Below are 16854 nucleotides of genomic sequence, written 5' to 3' on the forward strand. Positions count from 1 at the left end.
TCTTCTGAGCCCCATAATTAGCGCCGTCATGAGACTCGATTCCAAATATTTCGACCGTATCCGCACCCGCCGCAAACGCGAGCAGGAACCCGAACAGGCCCCCCCTTCCTGTCAGTGGGACGGCTGCGACAAAAAAGGCGTGCATCGCGCTCCCGTCGGACGCAATGCCGAGGGACAGTTCTTTTTGTTCTGCTTCGAGCACGTCAAGGAATACAACAAGGGCTACAATTATTTCTCCGGCCTCTCGGACGGCGAGATCGCGCGCTACCAGAAAGAGGCGATCACCGGCCATCGCCCGACCTGGACCGTCGGCGTCAACAAGTCGGCGAAAGACAGCCCCATCCAGTCGGAAGTGCGCTCGGGCGCCTATACCCGCGTTCGTGATCCCTTCGGCTTTGTTAAGGATGCGAAGAGCAGCGGCCCGCGTTTTCCCGAACAGCGCAAGCTTAAAAGTTTGGAAGCCAAGGCCTTCGACACCATGGACCTGGCGGCCAACGCCACCTCGGCCGAGATCAAGAGTCGCTACAAGGAACTGGTGAAGAAGCACCACCCGGATGCCAATGGCGGGAAAGCGGGCTCGCCACGTAGGCTACGAGATTGGCGACTTCCTGCGGATCGATTCCCGTCCTTGCTCTTGGTCTTCAATCGGGTATGGTCCAAATCGGCTGAGGCCGCAGGCAACCGCGGCATGTGTTTTTGCGTTTGCCCCCCAGGCGCCTCGGCCACTTCCGGATGCGGCATTTCTTGTCCGGGACTATGTTCAAGAATGCTCGCAAGCGATCGATCTGTCGCCCCGAGGTTTGGTTTCAGTCCCGGAGAAGCATAGCCGACGTCCCGACATGAGCGGGCGCGGACCTTCTGCGGCGCCGTGGTTGCAAACTGGACTGAGACAGTATGGCAGGGTGTCGGTCACCCTCCTTGGAGACATGATGAGCAAGATTGACCTTGATATTTCCGAGATTCCAGACACTACCGTTTCGGTCAGGGACGTCTTCGGCATCGATTCCGACATCCGCGTTCCGGCCTACAGCCAGGGCAGCGCCTATGTCCCGGATCTCGACCCGGACTACCTCTTCGATCGCGAGACGACGCTCGCCATTCTTGCCGGCTTTGCCCACAATCGACGCGTGATGATTTCGGGCTACCACGGCACCGGCAAGTCTTCGCACATCGAGCAGGTAGCAGCGCGCCTCAACTGGCCGTGCGTGCGTATCAACCTCGACAGCCATGTCAGCCGTATCGACCTCGTCGGCAAGGATGCGATCGTCGTCAAGGACGGCCTGCAGATCACCGAATTCAAGGACGGCATCCTGCCCTGGGCCTATCAGCACAATGTGGCGCTGGTCTTCGACGAATACGATGCCGGCCGCCCGGACGTGATGTTCGTTATCCAGCGCGTGCTGGAATCGTCCGGCCGCCTGACGCTGCTTGACCAGAGCCGCGTTATCCGCCCTCACCCTGCCTTCCGGCTGTTTGCGACGGCGAACACCATCGGTCTGGGCGATACCACGGGCCTCTATCACGGCACGCAGCAGATCAACCAGGCGCAGATGGACCGCTGGTCGATCGTCACGACGCTGAACTACCTGCCCCACGATCATGAAGTAAATATCGTCGCCTCCAAGGTGAAAAGCTTCGGCAAGGACAAGAACGGCCGTGACACCGTCTCCAAGATGGTGCGGGTTGCCGATCTGACCCGCGCGTCCTTCATGAACGGCGACCTGTCGACCGTCATGAGCCCGCGTACCGTCATCACCTGGGCTGAAAACGCCGAGATCTTCGGTGATCTTGCCTTCGCCTTCCGCGTCACCTTCCTCAACAAGTGTGACGAACTGGAGCGTCCGCTGGTCGCCGAACACTATCAGCGCGCCTTCGGTGTCGAGCTGAAGGAAAGTGCTGCCAACATCGTCCTGGAGGCCTGAGGCCAATCGATCATGGCAGCTCGCGGTGACAATTCGAAAGCAAAGCCTGGCTCGCCGGTCGACGTGGAGCCGTTACGCAGGGCGATAACCGGCAGCGTGCGCGCCATCGCCGGCGACGGCGAGGTCGAAGTAACCTTCGCCAATGAGCGCCCCGGAATGACGGCCGAGCGCATTCGCCTGCCGGAGCTTTCCAAGCGACCGACGGCGCACGAGCTCGCGGTTACGCGCGGTCTTGGCGACTCGATGGCGCTGAGGCTTGCCTGCCATGACGAGAAGGTGCACGCCACGATGGCGCCGCAGGGCTCCGACGCGCGGGCGATCTTCGATGCGGTGGAACAAGCGCGTGTCGAATCCATTGGTGCGCTGCGCATGGAAGGCGTTGCCGCCAACCTGCGTTCCATGACCGAGGAGAAATACGCCAAGGCGAACTTCACCGGCATCGAACGCCAGGAAGATGCGCCCGTCGGCGAAGCTGTTGCCATGATGGTGCGCGAGAAGCTGACAGGCCAGAAGCCACCGGCGTCGGGTGGTAAGGTGCTCGATCTGTGGCGCTCTTTCATCGAGGAAAAGGCCGGGTCGGAACTCGACAATCTCTCGAATGTCATCACCGACCAGCAGGCCTTCTCGAAGGTCATCCGCAACATGCTGTCGGCCATGGAAATGGCCGAGGAGTATGGCGACGACGACAGCGACCCCGAGTCCGACGACCAATCGGATCAGGAGGATCAGCCGGGCGGCGAGGAGCAGAACGACGACGAAGTCGACGATGACGCCGGCTCCGATGCCGCGCCCGTCGAAGACAGCGAAGTCGCCGACGAGCAGATGGAGGACGGCGAGACCGAAGGCGCCGAGATCTCCGACGACGACATGATGGAGGAAGGCGAGGACGATTCGGAGACGCCGGGCGAGACCCGCCGTCCGAACACGCCGTTCGACGACTTCAACGAGAAGGTCGATTACCACGTCTTCACCGAGGATTTCGACGAGACGATCACCGCCGAGGAACTCTGCGATGCGGCCGAGCTCGAGCGCCTGCGCGCCTTCCTCGACAAGCAGCTGGCGCATCTGCAGGGCGCCGTCGGTCGCCTGGCCAACCGTTTGCAGCGCCGTTTGATGGCGCAGCAGAACCGCTCCTGGGACTTCGACCTCGAAGAGGGCTATCTCGATCCGGCGCGCCTGACGCGCATGATCATCGACCCGATGCAGGCGCTGTCCTTCAAGATGGAGCGCGACACGCAGTTCCGTGATACCGTCGTAACCCTGCTGATCGACAATTCAGGCTCGATGCGCGGACGACCGATCACGGTCGCCGCCACGTGCGCCGATATTCTGGCTCGCACGCTCGAACGTTGCGGCGTCAAGGTCGAGATCCTAGGCTTCACCACCAAGGCTTGGAAAGGTGGACAAGCGCGCGAACAGTGGCTGGCCAACGGCAAGCCGCAGACGCCGGGTCGCCTCAACGACCTGCGGCATATCATCTACAAATCAGCCGACGCACCGTGGCGCCGTGCGCGCAGCAATCTCGGCCTGATGATGCGTGAAGGCCTGCTCAAGGAAAACATCGACGGCGAAGCGCTGATCTGGGCACATAATCGCCTGCTTGCCCGCCGCGAACAGCGCCGCATCCTGATGATGATCTCCGACGGTGCGCCGGTCGACGATTCGACATTGTCGGTCAATCCGGGCAACTACCTGGAACGCCATCTACGCGCGGTCATCGATCGCATCGAGACCCGCTCGCCGGTCGAGCTGCTGGCCATCGGCATCGGTCACGACGTCACGCGCTACTACCGCAAGGCAGTGACGATCGTCGATGCGGACGAGCTGGCAGGCGCAATGACCGAGCAGCTTGCCTCGCTCTTCGAGGATCAGGCCTCCCAGCCGCGAGGCGGGCGTCTCCGTCGCGCAGGCTGACCGCGCATGAGCGCTGCCTGGGCGGTTGGGAAACAATACGCACTCTTGGCGCTGCTGGCTCTTGGCCTTGCGACCGGCATGCCGGCGGTGGCCGGCACGTTTCCGTCGGTCATCGAGAGCCGTGTCATTTCCGATTTCAAGATAGGCTCGAACGAGACAAGGTTCGGGCCTTTCGAATTTCTCGGTGGGCTGGAGATGGTGTCGCGCAACCGGGTGTTCGGTTCGCTGTCATCCATCCGCCTCCAGCCGGACCGGACGCATTTCGTCGGGGTTCTGGACACCGGCCACTGGATGACCGGTTGTATCGAGCGCAATCCGCAAGGCCGCCTTTCGGGTTTGGCGGATGTCGAGATCACCCCGATGCGCAACCGCGTCGGGCAAAGCTTCGAGGGCAAAGGCCATATGGATGCCGAGGGCCTCGCGCTGCATGGTGATCGGGTGCTGGTCTCCTTCGAACAGGATCACCGCGTGGATGTCTATCCCAATCCGGGCTTCGAGACCTCGCGCGCCATCGACGCGATGCCTATCCCGTTTCCGAAACGCTCGCTGCGCGCCAACCGGGGCTTCGAAACCATAGCCGTCTCTCCGCTGACGAGCCCACTGAAGGGCGGTACGCTCATCGTTGCCGAGCGCAGCCTCGATGCCGATGGCAACGCCTATGCAGCCATCCTCGACGGGCCGATGAAGGGCAAGCTCGCACTTGCCCACTACGGCGACTACGATGCCACCGACGGCGCCTTCCTGCCGAACGGCGACCTGCTGCTGTTGGAGCGTCGGTTCAACATGGCCGAGGGAATCGGTATGCGCATCCGTCGCATCAAGTCCGCCGACATCAAGCCAGGTTCCGTGATGGACGGCGAGATTCTGCTGCAGGGCGACTTCAACTACCAGATCGACAACATGGAAGGCCTTGAGGCCTTCACCGCCGTCGACGGTACGACGCATGTCATTCTCGTCTCCGACGACAACCATTCTATGCTGCAGCGCAATCTGATGCTGGAATTCCGATTGGTGGAATAGCGCGCCGACAATTCGGCGGCGGGCCACTGTGTCGATGGTAGTCTGTTTGACGCCTACGGGTTTAGCGTGTTCTTGAAGATCCGCCCGTCCTTGATGATGACGGCCAGATTCTTGTCCGGGTCGCTCAGAAGGTTGATATCTTCAAGAGGATCCCCATCCACGAGAAGCATGTCCGCGAATGCTCCTCCCTCCAGAACGCCAAGTTTGCCCTGATAGGGGTTGCGAGGCCCGGACAAGGCCAAAAGCTCGGCGTTCGTCGAGGTCGCCATCTGCAGAACTTCGGCGTTCGAATACCAACGGCTGAGATGCGTCAGCATCGTCCCTTGCCGTGCGGTCATCTCTGGTGAGAACAGCATGTCAGAGCCCCACGCGGTCTTGATCTTGTGCTTGCGCGCGAGATCGTAGGCCACCGGGGTGGCGGCAAATACCTGGCGCAGCCGCTCGGCAGACGGGCCGGTGAGCGGCACGGAATCCTCGACGGAGAGAAACGGCTGAATGCTGAGCCAGATTCCCTTGTCGGCCATCATCCTTGCCGTGTCCTCGTCCATCAGATGGGCGTGCTCGATGCAGGCTGCCCCTGCGGCTATGGCGCGCTGGACGGTGTTGGGGGCGTAGGCATGAACGGTGACATAGGTATTCCAATCCTTCGCGACGGCAACAGCTGCCCGGAGATCGCCTTCGCTGAATGTCGTCATGTCGAGCGGGCTGCGCGGCGATGAAACACCGCCGCCACCGACGATCTTGATCTGGGACGCGCCCTGCATGAACTGTTCGCGAACCCGGAGCTGCACCTCACCCAAACTGTCGGCAATCATCGCACCGCCGGATTTCTCCACGATGCTGAGCTGGGCCGGATTGCGTGGGATTTCCGATAGCATCCGCAGGTCGCCGTGACCGCCCGACGTCGTGATCATTGCCCCGGAGGGATAGATCCGCGGACCTGGAATCACGCCGTTATCGATCGCCTGCTTGAATGTGAAGACTGGTCCTCCGACATCGCGGACTGTGGTAAAGCCGCGCAACAGTGTGCGCTCCGCCTCCGCCGTGGAAGCGGTGAAGATCGCGCCCGGATCTCCCGTCACGGCGATGGTGATAGGAACGGCGGCGAAAAGGCTGTGCCAATGCGCGTCGATCATGCCGGGCATGAGGAGGCGCCCGCCGCAGTCAATGACGGTTGCATCGGCAGGCGGCTGACTATTGGTCGTGTCGATTGAGGCGATCCTGTTGCCCTCGATCAAGATCTGCGCCCCGGATTGTGCCGTGGCAGACTTCCCATCGAACACCTTTGCTTGCCTAAGGAGGATCCTGGTCGGCGGCGCGGACGTCTGCGCCAAGGCGAGTGGTGGAGCGGCGGCGGTGAACAGTGCTGCGCCGAGCCCGCTGAGAACTCCCCGCCGGGTAAGGTACTCCAGCCGGCGCGACGCATGCTGAATCTCAGGCGAAAGGCAACCGCAGCCGAAGCCGTGGCCGAGATGCTGGTATTTTCCACCCAACCGGATCATTGCTTACTCTCCTCCTCAACTCTGCGGCCGACGACGATAGGGATGCAACTATAGGGGCAGAATGGTCAAACAATCTGACATTGTCCAGCGCCGTGGCATCGGGTTTGATGCCACGGTCGCTTTCGTCAGACTTGAGCAGTGCGGGATAGCGCCAGGCGCTGCCGATCAGTTGGCGCGAACCGCCTGTGTCGGACGCAGCACGCTCATCAGGGCGCCGTAGGGAAGCAGCATGAGCAGACCGACAATTACCTTCACCGAAAAATCGCCGATTGCCCAGGAGATCCAGCGCGGCGCCTGTGCGGTGAAAACGCCAAGGATGGGGACGGCTTCCAGCGCGAAGGGATCGTTCGGACCGATGAAGACGAAGACGGCGGCAAACGCGAAGGAAAAGAAGATCGCTGTATCGAGCATCGAACCGACCAGTGAGCCGAGCAGCGGTGCACGCCACCATGCCTGTTGGCGCAGCCGGTTGAAGACGGCGATATCGAGCAGCTGACCGGCAAGATAGGCCGAGCCGGATGCGATCGCGATGCGTGGAACAGAGGTGACGAAAGAAAGCGCGACACCAACCACGAAGCCTGCGAACACCACCTTGCGCGCGGCCTTGGGGCCGAACTGGCGGTTGGTGAGGTCGGTTATCAGGAAGGCGACCGGGTAGGTGAAGGCACCCCAGGTCAGAAGATCGGCCAGATTGATGCCGGCGAGCTCGGCATGCAGGGGAAACTGAACCAGGAAGTTCGAGGCGACGACGACCAGCGTCATCAGGGCTACGTAGATAAGGGTAGAGCGCATCGTCAGCATTTTTTTATCCTGGGGTATGCCACCAGTTGGAGGGATCGGCAGGCAAAGCAAAAGGCTTGTCCGGAGATTATCCGTGCAAGCCTTTTGAAGCCTTATAGCAGAAGGGCAGTTGCTGTTTAAGCAGCGACAGCAGCTTCGGCGGTCTTCTTGACAATCTGACGGCGCAGCAGACGAGCGCGCATCGACAGATCACCTTCGCTTGCCTTGATCAGGAAAGCATCGAGACCACCGCGATGCTCGACGGTACGCAGAGCAGCAGCCGAAACGCGAAGACGGTAACGCTGGCCGAGCGCGTCGGAGATCAGCGTAACCTGGCACAGGTTCGGGAGGAACCGGCGCTTGGTCTTGTTGTTGGCATGGCTGACATTGTTGCCAACGAGGACTGCCTTGCCGGTCAATTCGCACATGCGGGACATGAGACACCTATTCTTGTTTTTCTCGGCCATCTATTGCCGACCCGCGCAAAATCGGGCTTGCAATCCAACAGGCCATGATTGGAAAGTTGCGGTTCTATAATCAGGCAGGTCGCGCCCGTCAAGCCAAACCTTGGCGTTTCCCGCAATTCCGTCAAAAAGCTGGTGTTTGCTTGATGGAACGACAAGGATATAGACCGTGTTCGACGGCCTGACCAGTTCGCCGGGACGACAAGGTTCATTTCATGGCTCATATGGGCAGACGTATTCTCATTTCCGCCCTCGCTGTGCTGATGGCCGTTCCGGCCGGCGCTGGCGAGGTCGTGCATCGGACGGAGTACAAGGTTGCGCTCGGGATACTGACGATTGCTCGCGCCACGTTCGTCACTCGAATTGAAGACGACAAGAGCTACAAGGTTTCCGGCGATATCAGCTCTGCGGGTCTGGCGGATCTGGTGACGAACATTTCAGCCAAGACAAGCGTCGATGGCGTGCTGCGGGGCGATCGACTGCAGGCCTCGCGCTACTACCTTTACTACAAGAGCGGAAAACGGGCGCGCACCTACGAGGTTCGCTATAACAATGGCAACATAACCTCGACCACGGTCAAGCCGCCGCGCCGTCCGCCGGCAAATTGGGTCGATGTCCCTGCCGGAGACCTGCGCTCGGTACTGGATCCGATATCAGGGCTCATTTTCCCCGCCGACTCCAATCCTTGCTCGCAACGGCTTCCCATTTATGATGGTGAGATGCGGATGGATCTGGTGCTGTCGCCCAGAGGCTCGCAGGATTTTTCGACAGAGGGATTCAGCGGCAAGGCATTGGTCTGCAGCGTCCGGTTCGTTCCGAAATCCGGTTACAAGAAAGGCCGCAGCGACATTGTCTATCTCAGCAAGAGCAACCGTATGGAAATCTGGTTTGCCAAGGCAGATGCGGCCAATGTATATGCTCCCGTCTATGTCCGTATCCCGACGCAATACGGGCCGGTGACCATCACGGCGGTGAAATACAGCGCAAGCTAACGGGGCAAGGGTTCCCGTGAAAGGGGATATGTGAAGCTTCGGGCAACGTTGATTGGGTTCACGGCCATTCTGATGTGGTCGTTTCTGGCGCTGCTGACCGCAGCCTCTGGCAGGATGCCGCCGTTTCAGCTTTCCGCCATCTGCTTTGCCATCGGCAGTATTCCGGGCATCCTAGTGCTGGCTCTCAATCCCTCACGACTGGCATTGCTCAAGCAGCCCGCCAAGGTGTGGATCGTCGGCATTGCCGGATTGTTCGGATACCACTTTCTTTACTTCACCGCACTACGCAACGCCCCGGCTGTGGAAGCGGGGCTCATCGCCTACCTCTGGCCGCTGCTGATCGTGGTCGGTTCGGCCCTGTTGCCGGGAGAGAGGCTGCGCTGGTACCACATTGTCGGCGCCCTGGCCGGTCTTGGCGGTACCTTCCTGATTGTCGGGCGGAACGGCATCGATTTCGACGGCGCCTACGCCATTGGCTACGGCGCGGCTATTCTCTGCGCGTTTACTTGGTCCGGATACTCCCTGCTGACGCGGCGGTTCGATGCCGTGTCGACGGATGTCGTTACCGGATTCTGTCTGGCAACGTCGGTTTTGTCCTTCGCTTGCCATCTCGGCCTTGAGGCCACCGTGTGGCCGGAGACTGTGCTCGAATGGGTAGCTGTCGCGGGCCTTGGCCTGTTTCCGGTCGGTGCGGCGTTCTACGCCTGGGATCATGGTGTCAAGAACGGGGACATCCAGATCCTGGGCGCGGCCAGTTATGCCGCGCCGCTGCTTTCGACGTTGATCCTGACCATTTTCGGATTTGCGGAACCGAGCTGGCGCATTGCGATTGCGTGCCTGCTTGTCACCGGCGGTGCTTTGCTCGCCGCGCAGGAGATGTTCCGGCGCAAGGCCGGGACGATCGAGCGGCCCGCCGCTGCCGAATAACTCAAGTGGCGGGGTGCCAGTCAGGTGGCGCCACCTCGAAACTCGCGAATTCGAAACCGGGCGCAACCGTGCATCCGACCAGCGTGAACTCACCGAGCGTTTCAGCCGATTGCCACCAATCGGCGGGAACGACCGCCTGCGGTCGCTCGCCGCTAAGGATATCGGTGCCAAGGATCACGGTCTCGCAGCGGCCGCCGTCCTGCGCACGGTGCAGCGCCAGTGGCGCACCGGCGTAATGGTGCCAGACCTCCGCGGCATCGTGCACGCGATGCCAGTGCGAGCGCTGCCCGGCTTTCAAGAGGTAGTAGATTGCGGTCGAATGGGCGCGTGCCCCATGTCCGTCGCGGAATGTTTCCACATACCAGCCGCCCTCGGGATGTGCCTGCATCCCGAGTTCGCGGATAACATCGTCCGGAGACATCAGAAATTGTCCTTCCGCTTGCGGATTTCGGCAAAGACGTCCTCGTTGCTCCTGTTTTCCATCAGGAGGTTGCGGCGGATTGCCGGGTCGGCCGCGCGGAGGAAAGGATTGGTCTCTTTTTCGAGCGCGAGCGTTGTCGGGATCGTGAACTTGCCTTCTGCACGCAGCGCCTCGATCTCGGCCGCACGGCTCTTCAGCCGTTCGTTGTCAGGATCGATGGTCAACGCGAAGCGTGCGTTGGAGAGCGTGTATTCGTGACCGAAATAGATGGCGGTTTCGTCCGGCAGGACCGCCAGCTTTTGCAATGAATGCCACATGTCGGCAGGCGGTCTCTCGAACAGGCGTCCGCATCCAAGCGCAAACAGTGTGTCGGCGGCGAAGAGCAGCTTGTCGTCGATGAAATGGTAACAGATGTGGCCGGCGGTATGACCGGGCGTTTCGATGACTTCGACCGTGTGGTCGCCGAACAGGAAAGTATCGCCATCGGCCATTGTCCTGTCGAGACCCGGGATCGCGACGGCCTCGTTGATCGGTCCGACGATCTCGCAGCCATATCGTTCCTTCAGCGCCAGATTGCCCTCGACATGATCGGTGTGATGGTGGGTGGTGAAGATATGTGTGACGGTCCAGCCGCGGCTGTCGGCGGCCTTCATAACGGCGTTCGCGTCGGGCGCATCGATCGAGGCGGTAAATCCGCTTTCTGGATCGTGGACGAGCACGCCAAAATTATCGGAACGGCAGAGAAAAACGTCTAAATCCAAGGGTTTCATAGTCTCAAATAACCTCTTTGTCGCGGTATACCGGGAATGTAGAGGCTCCGCCCTTGAAGTCCAACCGCTCACTGATAACATTTATTGCGATGCACGCTGATATTGTCGACCTACGCCAGTTCTATCATTCCGACCTCGGACGTATTGCCGAGCATTCGATCGCCATGGCGCTTTCGTCGCTATGGGTGAGATTGCCACAGGAGCGCCTCGTCGGCCTTGGCTACGTCGTTCCATTTCTCGATCGATTCCAGACTGACACGGAGCGGACGTTCGCCTTCATGCCGGCGGGGCAGGGTGCGGTTAACTGGCCGGTCGGGGCACTGTCTTCCACAGCGCTGGTTTTCGATGAAGAATTGCCACTGCCCGATTCCTCCATCGACCGTGTGCTGATGGTTCATTCGCTCGAATTTGCGGAGAGCCCGCGCGAAACGTTGAAAGAATTGTGGCGCGTGCTGGCGCCCGGTGGGCGGCTGGTCATCGTCGTGCCGAACCGTCGCGGCGTCTGGGCACGGATGGAGCACACGCCGTTTGGTTCCGGCAGGCCGTATTCGCGCGGTCAGCTGACGCATCTGCTGCGGGAAACCAACTTCACGCCGGGCGCGACCGCTGAGGCACTGTTGTTTCCGCCGTCGAAACTGAGGACAATGATGCGGCTCAGAGGCGCATTCGAGCGCGTCGGGCGGACGCTTTGGCCGGCCTTCTCCGGCGTCATCATCGTCGAGGCCCAGAAGAGGCTTTATCAGGGCCTTCCCGTCGCGGCCCGCGCCTCGCGCCGCGTCTTCGTGCCGGTGATCACGCCGCATGGCGTTCCGACGACGCGCAGCCGATAGGCGTGCGGCACTCGACAAGATCGACTTTCCGTTCTATTGCCTCATGGCAATTTTAAGCCGGATTTCCGGCATTTTCCAAGGTCGATCCCATGAGCGTAGAGACTAGCAAGCCCGTTCCGCGTCCCGGTATCCTGGATATCGCAGCCTATGTTCCGGGCAAGGAACATGCGCCGGGTGTTGCTCGCGTCTACAAGCTCTCGTCGAACGAAACACCGTTTGGCGCGAGCCCGAAGGCGATCGAGGCCTTCCGCGACGCCGCCGGCCATCTGGAGCGGTATCCGGACGGGCAGGCCCTCGTGCTTCGCACGGCGATCGGTGCCGTGCACGGCCTTAATCCGGCTAACATCATGTGCGGCAACGGTTCGGATGAGTTGCTTGGTTTGCTTTGCCACGTTTATCTCGGCAAGGGCGATGAGGCCATCATCACCGAGCACGGCTTCCTCGTTTACAAGATCCAGATCATGGGTGCCGGAGCAACGCCTGTCACCGTCAAGGAAAAGGACGCGACGGTCGATGTGGATGCGATCATTGCTGCCATAACGCCGAAGACCAAGATGGTCTTCATCGCCAATCCGGGCAACCCGACAGGGACGTATGTTCCTGTCAGCGAGATTCGCCGGTTGCATGCGGCTCTGCCGAAGAGCGCGGTATTGGTGCTCGACGCTGCCTACGCGGAATATGTTCGTCGCAATGATTACGAGGCTGGTATCGAGCTGGTTTCGTCCAACGCTAACGTCGTGATGACCCGCACCTTTTCGAAGGTTTACGGCCTTGCCGCGCTTCGCATCGGCTGGATGTTCGCTCCGGTGGATATCATCGATGCGGTGAATCGCGTTCGCAGTCCGTTCAACATGAATACGGCGGCGATCTCTGCGGGTGCGGCCGCTGTTCGCGATCAGGCTTTCGTACAGGGAGCCGTCTCCTTCAATCAGATGTGGATCGAGAAAATCACGGGGGCGCTCGAGACGTTTGGGCTGAAGGTGACGCCTTCGGTTGCAAATTTCGTCCTCATTCATTTCCCCGATGTCGAGGGCAAGCGCGCTGCTGAAGCCGACGAGTTCCTGACGAGCCGGGGTTACATCCTTCGTGCGGTCAAGGCTTACGGCTTTCCAAACTCGTTGCGCATGAGCGTCGGCCCCGAAGAGGCGAATCGCGCCGTCATCGAAGCGCTCGGCGAGTTCATGGGGCGCAAGGCATGACGGTTCAGTTCGATCGTATTGCGCTGATCGGGATCGGGCTGATCGGCTCTTCTCTCGCCCACGACATCAAGCGGCTAGGGCTCGCCAGGGAAGTCGTCGTAACAACGCGCAGTGCGGAGACGTTGAAGCGTGCAGAGGAGCTTCAGCTCGGTGATCGCTACACGACTTCAGCGGCCGAGGCTGTCGTCGAGGCGGACCTTGTGATCGTGTCTGTTCCAGTTGGCGCCTCGGAGAGTGTCGCCAAGGAAATTGCCGGTAGCCTGAAGGCGGGAGCGATCGTCACCGATGTCGGTTCGACCAAGGCGTCGGTCATCGCGCAGATGCAGCCGCATATGCCGCCGTACGTGCATTTCATACCCGGCCATCCACTTGCCGGCACGGAAAAGTCCGGGCCGGATGCGGGTTTCCCCGGCTTGTTCGAGGGGCGCTGGTGCATTTTCACGCCGGTGCCCGGAACCGATGAAACCGCGCTGAAGGCGCTGCGTCATTTCTGGGAAACGCTCGGCTCGAAAGTCGACGAGATGGACCCGGAGCACCATGACAAGGTGCTCGCCATCGTCTCGCACCTGCCGCATATCATCGCATACAATATCGTCGGCACGGCAGACGACCTGGAGACTGTGACGGAATCGGAAGTCATCAAATATTCTGCTTCCGGGTTTCGAGACTTTACCCGCCTTGCCGCATCCGATCCGACGATGTGGCGCGACGTCTGCCTGCACAACAGGGATGCAATCCTCGAGATGCTCGCCCGATTTTCGGAGGATCTGGCCTATCTGCAACGGGCGATTCGCTGGGGCGAGGGCGACAAGATCTTCGAACTCTTCAACCGCACCCGCACCATCCGCCGTTCCATCATCCAGGCCGGCCAGGATGTCGACGCGCCCGACTTCGGCCGTCCTCATCCCCTGGAAAAGAAGCCCTGACCCTCAAATCGGCGGGATGGAACCGAGCGGAATGAAGCCGCCGACGGTGACGTTGCCGCGCGCAACAACCAGATCGACAGAGACTTTGTCGCCGCCGCCAGCCAGTGCCTTCAACAGCTTGGCGGCAGTATCGACGGTCTTGGCGACGTCGGGGAAGGTCTGCTTGATGCTGTCGCGCCAGGGTCCGAGGCGGTCGATCTCGAGCTTGAACTTGCCCGAGAGATAACCTTCCTCGTCGAAGGAGAACGGCCCGGTCAGCGTCATCACCCTGCCGTCGCCGATGTCTGCCACGACCTTGCGCAACTCCCCGCCAGCGCCGTAGAGGCCCCGCTTGTCGCTGCCGTCGATCATGCCTGCCTTGCCGGCGAGTGTCACGTCCGCGCTTGCCGAGAGCTTCGGGAACAACTGCGGCCAGTCCTTGATAACGGTGTTGGAGTCCGTCACCGAGACGGCGGCATCCAGATCGACGCCATTCTGGCGAAGATGGATTTCGGTATGGGCAGCGTCAAAATTGATCGTCTGGCCTGTCTGCGAGGAGATGGCGGTTGCCTTCAGTCCGTCGATTACCGTCGAGGAGTGGTCAATGCCCTTCAGTTTCGTGACCAGGCTTGATTGCAGCCTTGCCCATTCGGCATTCACCGAAAGACCGTGGGCAGTCCGAATTTCCGCGGGAGAATCGAGCTCCCAAACGATGTGCCCGGGCGCATAGACCTGGGCCGCGGAGCGCAACGCACCGAAGCTCGCCGAAACGCCGTTGACGGTATCATCGAGGTCGACCTTCGAGCAGAACAGGCCGATGCGGAAGGGATAGCCGCGGAAGTCGATGTCAGCGCACTCGCCGCTGACGCCCGCGGTGTTGCCCGGCGTGATCGCCCGCAGGACGGTATTCTTCAGCTCGGAAGCAGCATAGAACCAGGCGCCGGTGTAGAGCGCGATCACGAGGACGATGCCACCGCCGAGCATCCAGAATTTTCTGCCGCCTCGGGATTGGCTTGACGCTGCCATGATGTTCTCCAATGGTGACTCGCGAATGGTAATGTGGGTCTGGCGTGCGATATGGACGAATTTTGGGTATTTGGCTACGGATCCCTCATGTGGAATCCGGGCTTCGAATTTGTGGAGCGTTCTCAGGCTCTTGTCCATGGCTATCGGCGATCGCTCTGCGTGCGCTCCTGGGTTCACCGGGGCACCCAGCAAAATCCGGGGCTTGTACTTGGCCTCGATAGGGGTGGTTCCTGCCGCGGCATGGCCTTCCGGATTGAGCCGGAACGACGAGACGACGTGGTCGAATATCTGCGTGAACGTGAGCTGGTGACGAACGTCTATCTTGAACGCTGCCTGCCACTCCAACTGGCGGACGGCAGAAGCAGCAAGGCGGTCGCCTATGTTGTCGATAGGAACCACACGCAATACGCCGGCGCGCTCGACGCGGTCGCTGCTGCGCGGGTCGTCCACCAGGCGCACGGTCAATCCGGCCCCAACGACGCCTATGTTTTCAACACGCTGGCGCATCTGCAGGAAATGGGTATTCGCGACCACTGGCTCGAGCAGGTGGTGGGCGAAGTGACACGGCTGCGGGCGGCCTGAATTCAGGCGGTCGCCACGTCCGTCTTCCGGAGTTTTGCGAGCCTTTGGGCTGCTGTCGGCGGTAGCGGCAGGCTGGGGTTCCGCTCGGCCGCCTCGATCAGCAGTTCGTCGCTTGCGCGCTCGGTAACGTCGATCAGGTGAGCGAAGAACGCGTCCGGGTCCATGCCAGGCTGGATCGCCGGCAAGATCTTCACCTTGAAATGGCCGGGGTAGCGCATGGTGCTGCGGCGTGGCCAGAACAGGCCGGGATGCATGGCGACCGGGACGACCGGCAATCCGAGGTCGCGGTACATGCGGGCGATGCCGTATTTGTATAGCGGTTCTGCGCCGGGCGCGCGACGGGTGCCTTCCGGGTAGATGATCAACTGGCGGCCGGTCGCGAGTTCTTCCCTGGTCCGCTTCAGTGCCTCGACCATGACCTTGCCGCGGGCACCGCGATTGATCGGGATCATCCGTTGCTTCTTGGCATACCAGCCGAAGAGCGGAATCCACATCAGTTCGCGCTTCAGGATATAGACCGGATCCTTGAGCCAAGGCAGCAATGCGTATGTATCCCAAAAGGACTGGTGCTTCGGCGCAAGGATGTAGCCGCCGTCCGGCAGGTTCTCCATGCCTTCGATTTCGAAGGTGGTGCCGACGATCTTTTCCATGAGCCAATGGTTCGACAGCGCCCAGTTTTTCGGAATCTGGTAGGCAACCTTGCGTGGCGCGAGGAAATAGTAAGGAGAAAGCACAATCATCCGGAGGATGAGATTGGCATAGAAGATCGTGTTGAAGAGGACGGAACGCAGGGCAATCATGAACTTTCCCAAGGCAGTGTCCGCAAGAGGCGGCTGCGTCGTCCTACACGATATTGTTCTTCAGAAAAAGCTTTCGCTCACCATTGTCCGGCGACGCTTTCCGATCGAAGGCCGGCGTGGCGTCCGAGGCCGGTGATGTTGCGGGCGCCGGCAAGAAGGACCTTGGCATACTCGGCGAGCATCACCCGCACGGCGTTCGGATCGGTGAACCAGTTGCTGCTTTTCAGATCCGAGTTGACCACCGGATAGGCTATGAACTGGGTGTCAGCATCGACATAGGCGAGTTCGGCCAGGCTGCGCGGCATGTGGTAGTTGTTGGTCACGACGAGAACGCTTTTATATCCCCGTGCATGAATCCAGTTCGACGCTTCCTCGGCATTGCCGATAGTATCAAGGGCGTCATAGCCGATGTCGACGCAACAGGAGAAAAGCTCAGACGAGGCCTGGGTCATTCTGCGGATCTGCTTGGGGGTGGTTGTCGGGTGGACGCCGGAAATGAGCAGACGTTTGCCGGCGCCTTTCTGCAGCAGTTCGACCGCCTGGTCGATGCGCTGATATCCGCCCGTCAAGACCACGATCGCATCCGCGTGGGGCGCCAGCGGCGGCTTCAATGTGGTGACGGAATCGGCAAAGCGCAGGAAGCCGCCGAAAATGGTAGCGACAACCAATATGAACGCAAAACCACCCCAGCGCAGCATGCGCCGCACCGGGCCACGACGCGCAGGTTCGCCTGCGGAGCGGATTAGCTCCGTTTTCGGGCGAATCGTGTGGCGCGACATGTGGCTCATGCTCATGAATCA

General features: G+C 60.8%; 17 protein-coding genes and 1 pseudogene. 10 read left to right on the forward strand and 8 right to left on the reverse strand.

Annotated features, from left to right (window positions below; translation table 11 throughout):
• Window positions 1-28: 28 nt before the first annotated feature.
• The 4 genes and pseudogenes from ASC90_RS16590 to ASC90_RS16605 form a co-directional block, all read left to right on the forward strand.
• Window positions 29-568 (forward strand): annotated as a pseudogene (locus tag ASC90_RS16590) (J domain-containing protein); the annotation flags it as partial.
• A 361-nt stretch (window positions 569-929) separates the two neighbouring features.
• Entirely contained in the window at window positions 930-1922 is a 993-nt protein-coding gene (gene cobS / locus ASC90_RS16595) for a cobaltochelatase subunit CobS (protein ID WP_056542470.1), read from the forward strand.
• A 12-nt stretch (window positions 1923-1934) separates the two neighbouring features.
• On the forward strand, window positions 1935-3836 hold the full coding sequence (gene cobT / locus ASC90_RS16600) for a cobaltochelatase subunit CobT (protein ID WP_056542472.1): 1902 nt from the start codon (window positions 1935-1937) through the stop codon (window positions 3834-3836).
• Window positions 3837-3842: 6 nt separating this feature from the next.
• A complete protein-coding gene (locus ASC90_RS16605; RefSeq protein WP_056542473.1) occupies window positions 3843-4856 on the forward strand; it encodes an esterase-like activity of phytase family protein in 1014 nt (337 codons plus the stop codon).
• A gap of 53 nt (window positions 4857-4909) precedes the next feature.
• Here the strand turns inward: ASC90_RS16605 and ASC90_RS16610 are convergent, their stop codons facing one another.
• The 3 genes from ASC90_RS16610 to rpmB form a co-directional block, all read right to left on the reverse strand.
• Window positions 4910-6358, reverse strand: a complete 1449-nt coding sequence (locus ASC90_RS16610) for an amidohydrolase family protein (protein ID WP_056542475.1) — start codon at window positions 6356-6358, stop codon at window positions 4910-4912.
• Between the two features lie 165 nt (window positions 6359-6523).
• Window positions 6524-7159 carry a queuosine precursor transporter gene (locus ASC90_RS16615; RefSeq protein WP_056542477.1) on the reverse strand — a complete coding sequence of 212 codons (636 nt, stop codon included), beginning with the start codon at window positions 7157-7159 and terminating at the stop codon, window positions 6524-6526.
• Window positions 7160-7275: 116 nt separating this feature from the next.
• Window positions 7276-7575 (reverse strand): 50S ribosomal protein L28, encoded by a 300-nt coding sequence (rpmB, locus tag ASC90_RS16620; protein ID WP_056542686.1) that lies wholly within the window; start codon window positions 7573-7575, stop codon window positions 7276-7278.
• Window positions 7576-7817: 242 nt separating this feature from the next.
• On the opposite strand from rpmB, the gene ASC90_RS16625 reads away from it, so the two are divergent.
• Both ASC90_RS16625 and ASC90_RS16630 read left to right on the forward strand, forming a co-directional pair.
• Window positions 7818-8594 (forward strand): DUF3108 domain-containing protein, encoded by a 777-nt coding sequence (locus tag ASC90_RS16625; protein WP_056542479.1) that lies wholly within the window; start codon window positions 7818-7820, stop codon window positions 8592-8594.
• Between the two features lie 30 nt (window positions 8595-8624).
• A complete protein-coding gene (locus ASC90_RS16630) occupies window positions 8625-9521 on the forward strand; it encodes an EamA family transporter (RefSeq protein WP_056542481.1) in 897 nt (298 codons plus the stop codon).
• Window position 9522: 1 nt separating this feature from the next.
• Here ASC90_RS16630 and ASC90_RS16635 read toward each other — a convergent pair whose 3' ends face one another.
• The gene (locus ASC90_RS16635; RefSeq protein WP_056542483.1) at window positions 9523-9942 is read right to left on the reverse strand and encodes a cupin domain-containing protein; all 420 of its coding nucleotides are present in this window, start codon (window positions 9940-9942) and stop codon (window positions 9523-9525) included.
• On the reverse strand, window positions 9942-10712 hold the full coding sequence (gloB, locus tag ASC90_RS16640; protein WP_056542485.1) for a hydroxyacylglutathione hydrolase: 771 nt from the start codon (window positions 10710-10712) through the stop codon (window positions 9942-9944). Before gloB ends, ASC90_RS16635 begins: the two co-directional genes overlap by 1 nt.
• 53 nt (window positions 10713-10765) lie before the next feature.
• Between gloB and ASC90_RS16645 the strand changes: the two genes are divergently transcribed.
• The 3 genes from ASC90_RS16645 (at window position 10766) to ASC90_RS16655 (ending at window position 13667) form a co-directional block, all read left to right on the forward strand.
• Window positions 10766-11542 carry a class I SAM-dependent methyltransferase gene (locus ASC90_RS16645; protein WP_056542487.1) on the forward strand — a complete coding sequence of 259 codons (777 nt, stop codon included), beginning with the start codon at window positions 10766-10768 and terminating at the stop codon, window positions 11540-11542.
• Window positions 11543-11631: 89 nt separating this feature from the next.
• Entirely contained in the window at window positions 11632-12741 is a 1110-nt protein-coding gene (gene hisC, locus ASC90_RS16650; RefSeq protein WP_056542489.1) for a histidinol-phosphate transaminase, read from the forward strand.
• Complete coding sequence (locus tag ASC90_RS16655; protein WP_056542491.1) at window positions 12738-13667, forward strand: prephenate/arogenate dehydrogenase family protein; 930 nt, start codon at window positions 12738-12740, stop codon at window positions 13665-13667. Before hisC ends, ASC90_RS16655 begins: the two co-directional genes overlap by 4 nt.
• 3 nt (window positions 13668-13670) lie before the next feature.
• On the opposite strand, the gene ASC90_RS16660 is transcribed toward ASC90_RS16655, so the two are convergent.
• Window positions 13671-14672, reverse strand: coding sequence for a DUF2125 domain-containing protein (locus ASC90_RS16660; RefSeq protein ID WP_056542493.1), 1002 nt, complete (start codon window positions 14670-14672; stop codon window positions 13671-13673).
• Between the two features lie 51 nt (window positions 14673-14723).
• Here ASC90_RS16660 and ASC90_RS16665 point away from each other — a divergent pair, with 51 nt between their 5' ends.
• A complete protein-coding gene (locus ASC90_RS16665; RefSeq protein ID WP_056542495.1) occupies window positions 14724-15254 on the forward strand; it encodes a gamma-glutamylcyclotransferase in 531 nt (176 codons plus the stop codon).
• 2 nt (window positions 15255-15256) lie between these two features.
• On the opposite strand, the gene ASC90_RS16670 is transcribed toward ASC90_RS16665, so the two are convergent.
• Window positions 15257-16054 carry a 1-acyl-sn-glycerol-3-phosphate acyltransferase gene (locus ASC90_RS16670; protein ID WP_056542497.1) on the reverse strand — a complete coding sequence of 266 codons (798 nt, stop codon included), beginning with the start codon at window positions 16052-16054 and terminating at the stop codon, window positions 15257-15259.
• Window positions 16055-16131: 77 nt separating this feature from the next.
• Window positions 16132-16833, reverse strand: a complete 702-nt coding sequence (locus tag ASC90_RS16675) for a YdcF family protein (RefSeq protein ID WP_244480399.1) — start codon at window positions 16831-16833, stop codon at window positions 16132-16134.
• Window positions 16834-16854 lie beyond the last annotated feature (21 nt).

Origin of the sequence: Rhizobium sp. Root1220 (genome assembly GCF_001426265.1) — a bacterium.
GTDB lineage: Bacteria > Pseudomonadota > Alphaproteobacteria > Rhizobiales > Rhizobiaceae > Rhizobium.

Excerpts from the sequence above, each read along its gene's own strand:
- cobS (WP_056542470.1), top strand. The coding sequence starts at position 930 with ATGAGCAAGATTGACCTTGATATTTCCGAGATTCCAGACACTACCGTT.
- cobT (WP_056542472.1), top strand. The coding sequence starts at position 1,935 with ATGGCAGCTCGCGGTGACAATTCGAAAGCAAAGCCTGGCTCGCCGGTC.
- ASC90_RS16605 (WP_056542473.1), top strand. The coding sequence starts at position 3,843 with ATGAGCGCTGCCTGGGCGGTTGGGAAACAATACGCACTCTTGGCGCTG.
- ASC90_RS16610 (WP_056542475.1), bottom strand. The coding sequence starts at position 6,358 with ATGATCCGGTTGGGTGGAAAATACCAGCATCTCGGCCACGGCTTCGGC.
- ASC90_RS16615 (WP_056542477.1), bottom strand. The coding sequence starts at position 7,159 with ATGCTGACGATGCGCTCTACCCTTATCTACGTAGCCCTGATGACGCTG.
- rpmB (WP_056542686.1), bottom strand. The coding sequence starts at position 7,575 with ATGTCCCGCATGTGCGAATTGACCGGCAAGGCAGTCCTCGTTGGCAAC.
- ASC90_RS16625 (WP_056542479.1), top strand. The coding sequence starts at position 7,818 with ATGGCTCATATGGGCAGACGTATTCTCATTTCCGCCCTCGCTGTGCTG.
- ASC90_RS16635 (WP_056542483.1), bottom strand. The coding sequence starts at position 9,942 with ATGTCTCCGGACGATGTTATCCGCGAACTCGGGATGCAGGCACATCCC.
- gloB (WP_056542485.1), bottom strand. The coding sequence starts at position 10,712 with ATGAAACCCTTGGATTTAGACGTTTTTCTCTGCCGTTCCGATAATTTT.
- hisC (WP_056542489.1), top strand. The coding sequence starts at position 11,632 with ATGAGCGTAGAGACTAGCAAGCCCGTTCCGCGTCCCGGTATCCTGGAT.
- ASC90_RS16655 (WP_056542491.1), top strand. The coding sequence starts at position 12,738 with ATGACGGTTCAGTTCGATCGTATTGCGCTGATCGGGATCGGGCTGATC.
- ASC90_RS16660 (WP_056542493.1), bottom strand. The coding sequence starts at position 14,672 with ATGGCAGCGTCAAGCCAATCCCGAGGCGGCAGAAAATTCTGGATGCTC.
- ASC90_RS16665 (WP_056542495.1), top strand. The coding sequence starts at position 14,724 with ATGGACGAATTTTGGGTATTTGGCTACGGATCCCTCATGTGGAATCCG.
- ASC90_RS16670 (WP_056542497.1), bottom strand. The coding sequence starts at position 16,054 with ATGATTGCCCTGCGTTCCGTCCTCTTCAACACGATCTTCTATGCCAAT.
- ASC90_RS16675 (WP_244480399.1), bottom strand. The coding sequence starts at position 16,833 with ATGTCGCGCCACACGATTCGCCCGAAAACGGAGCTAATCCGCTCCGCA.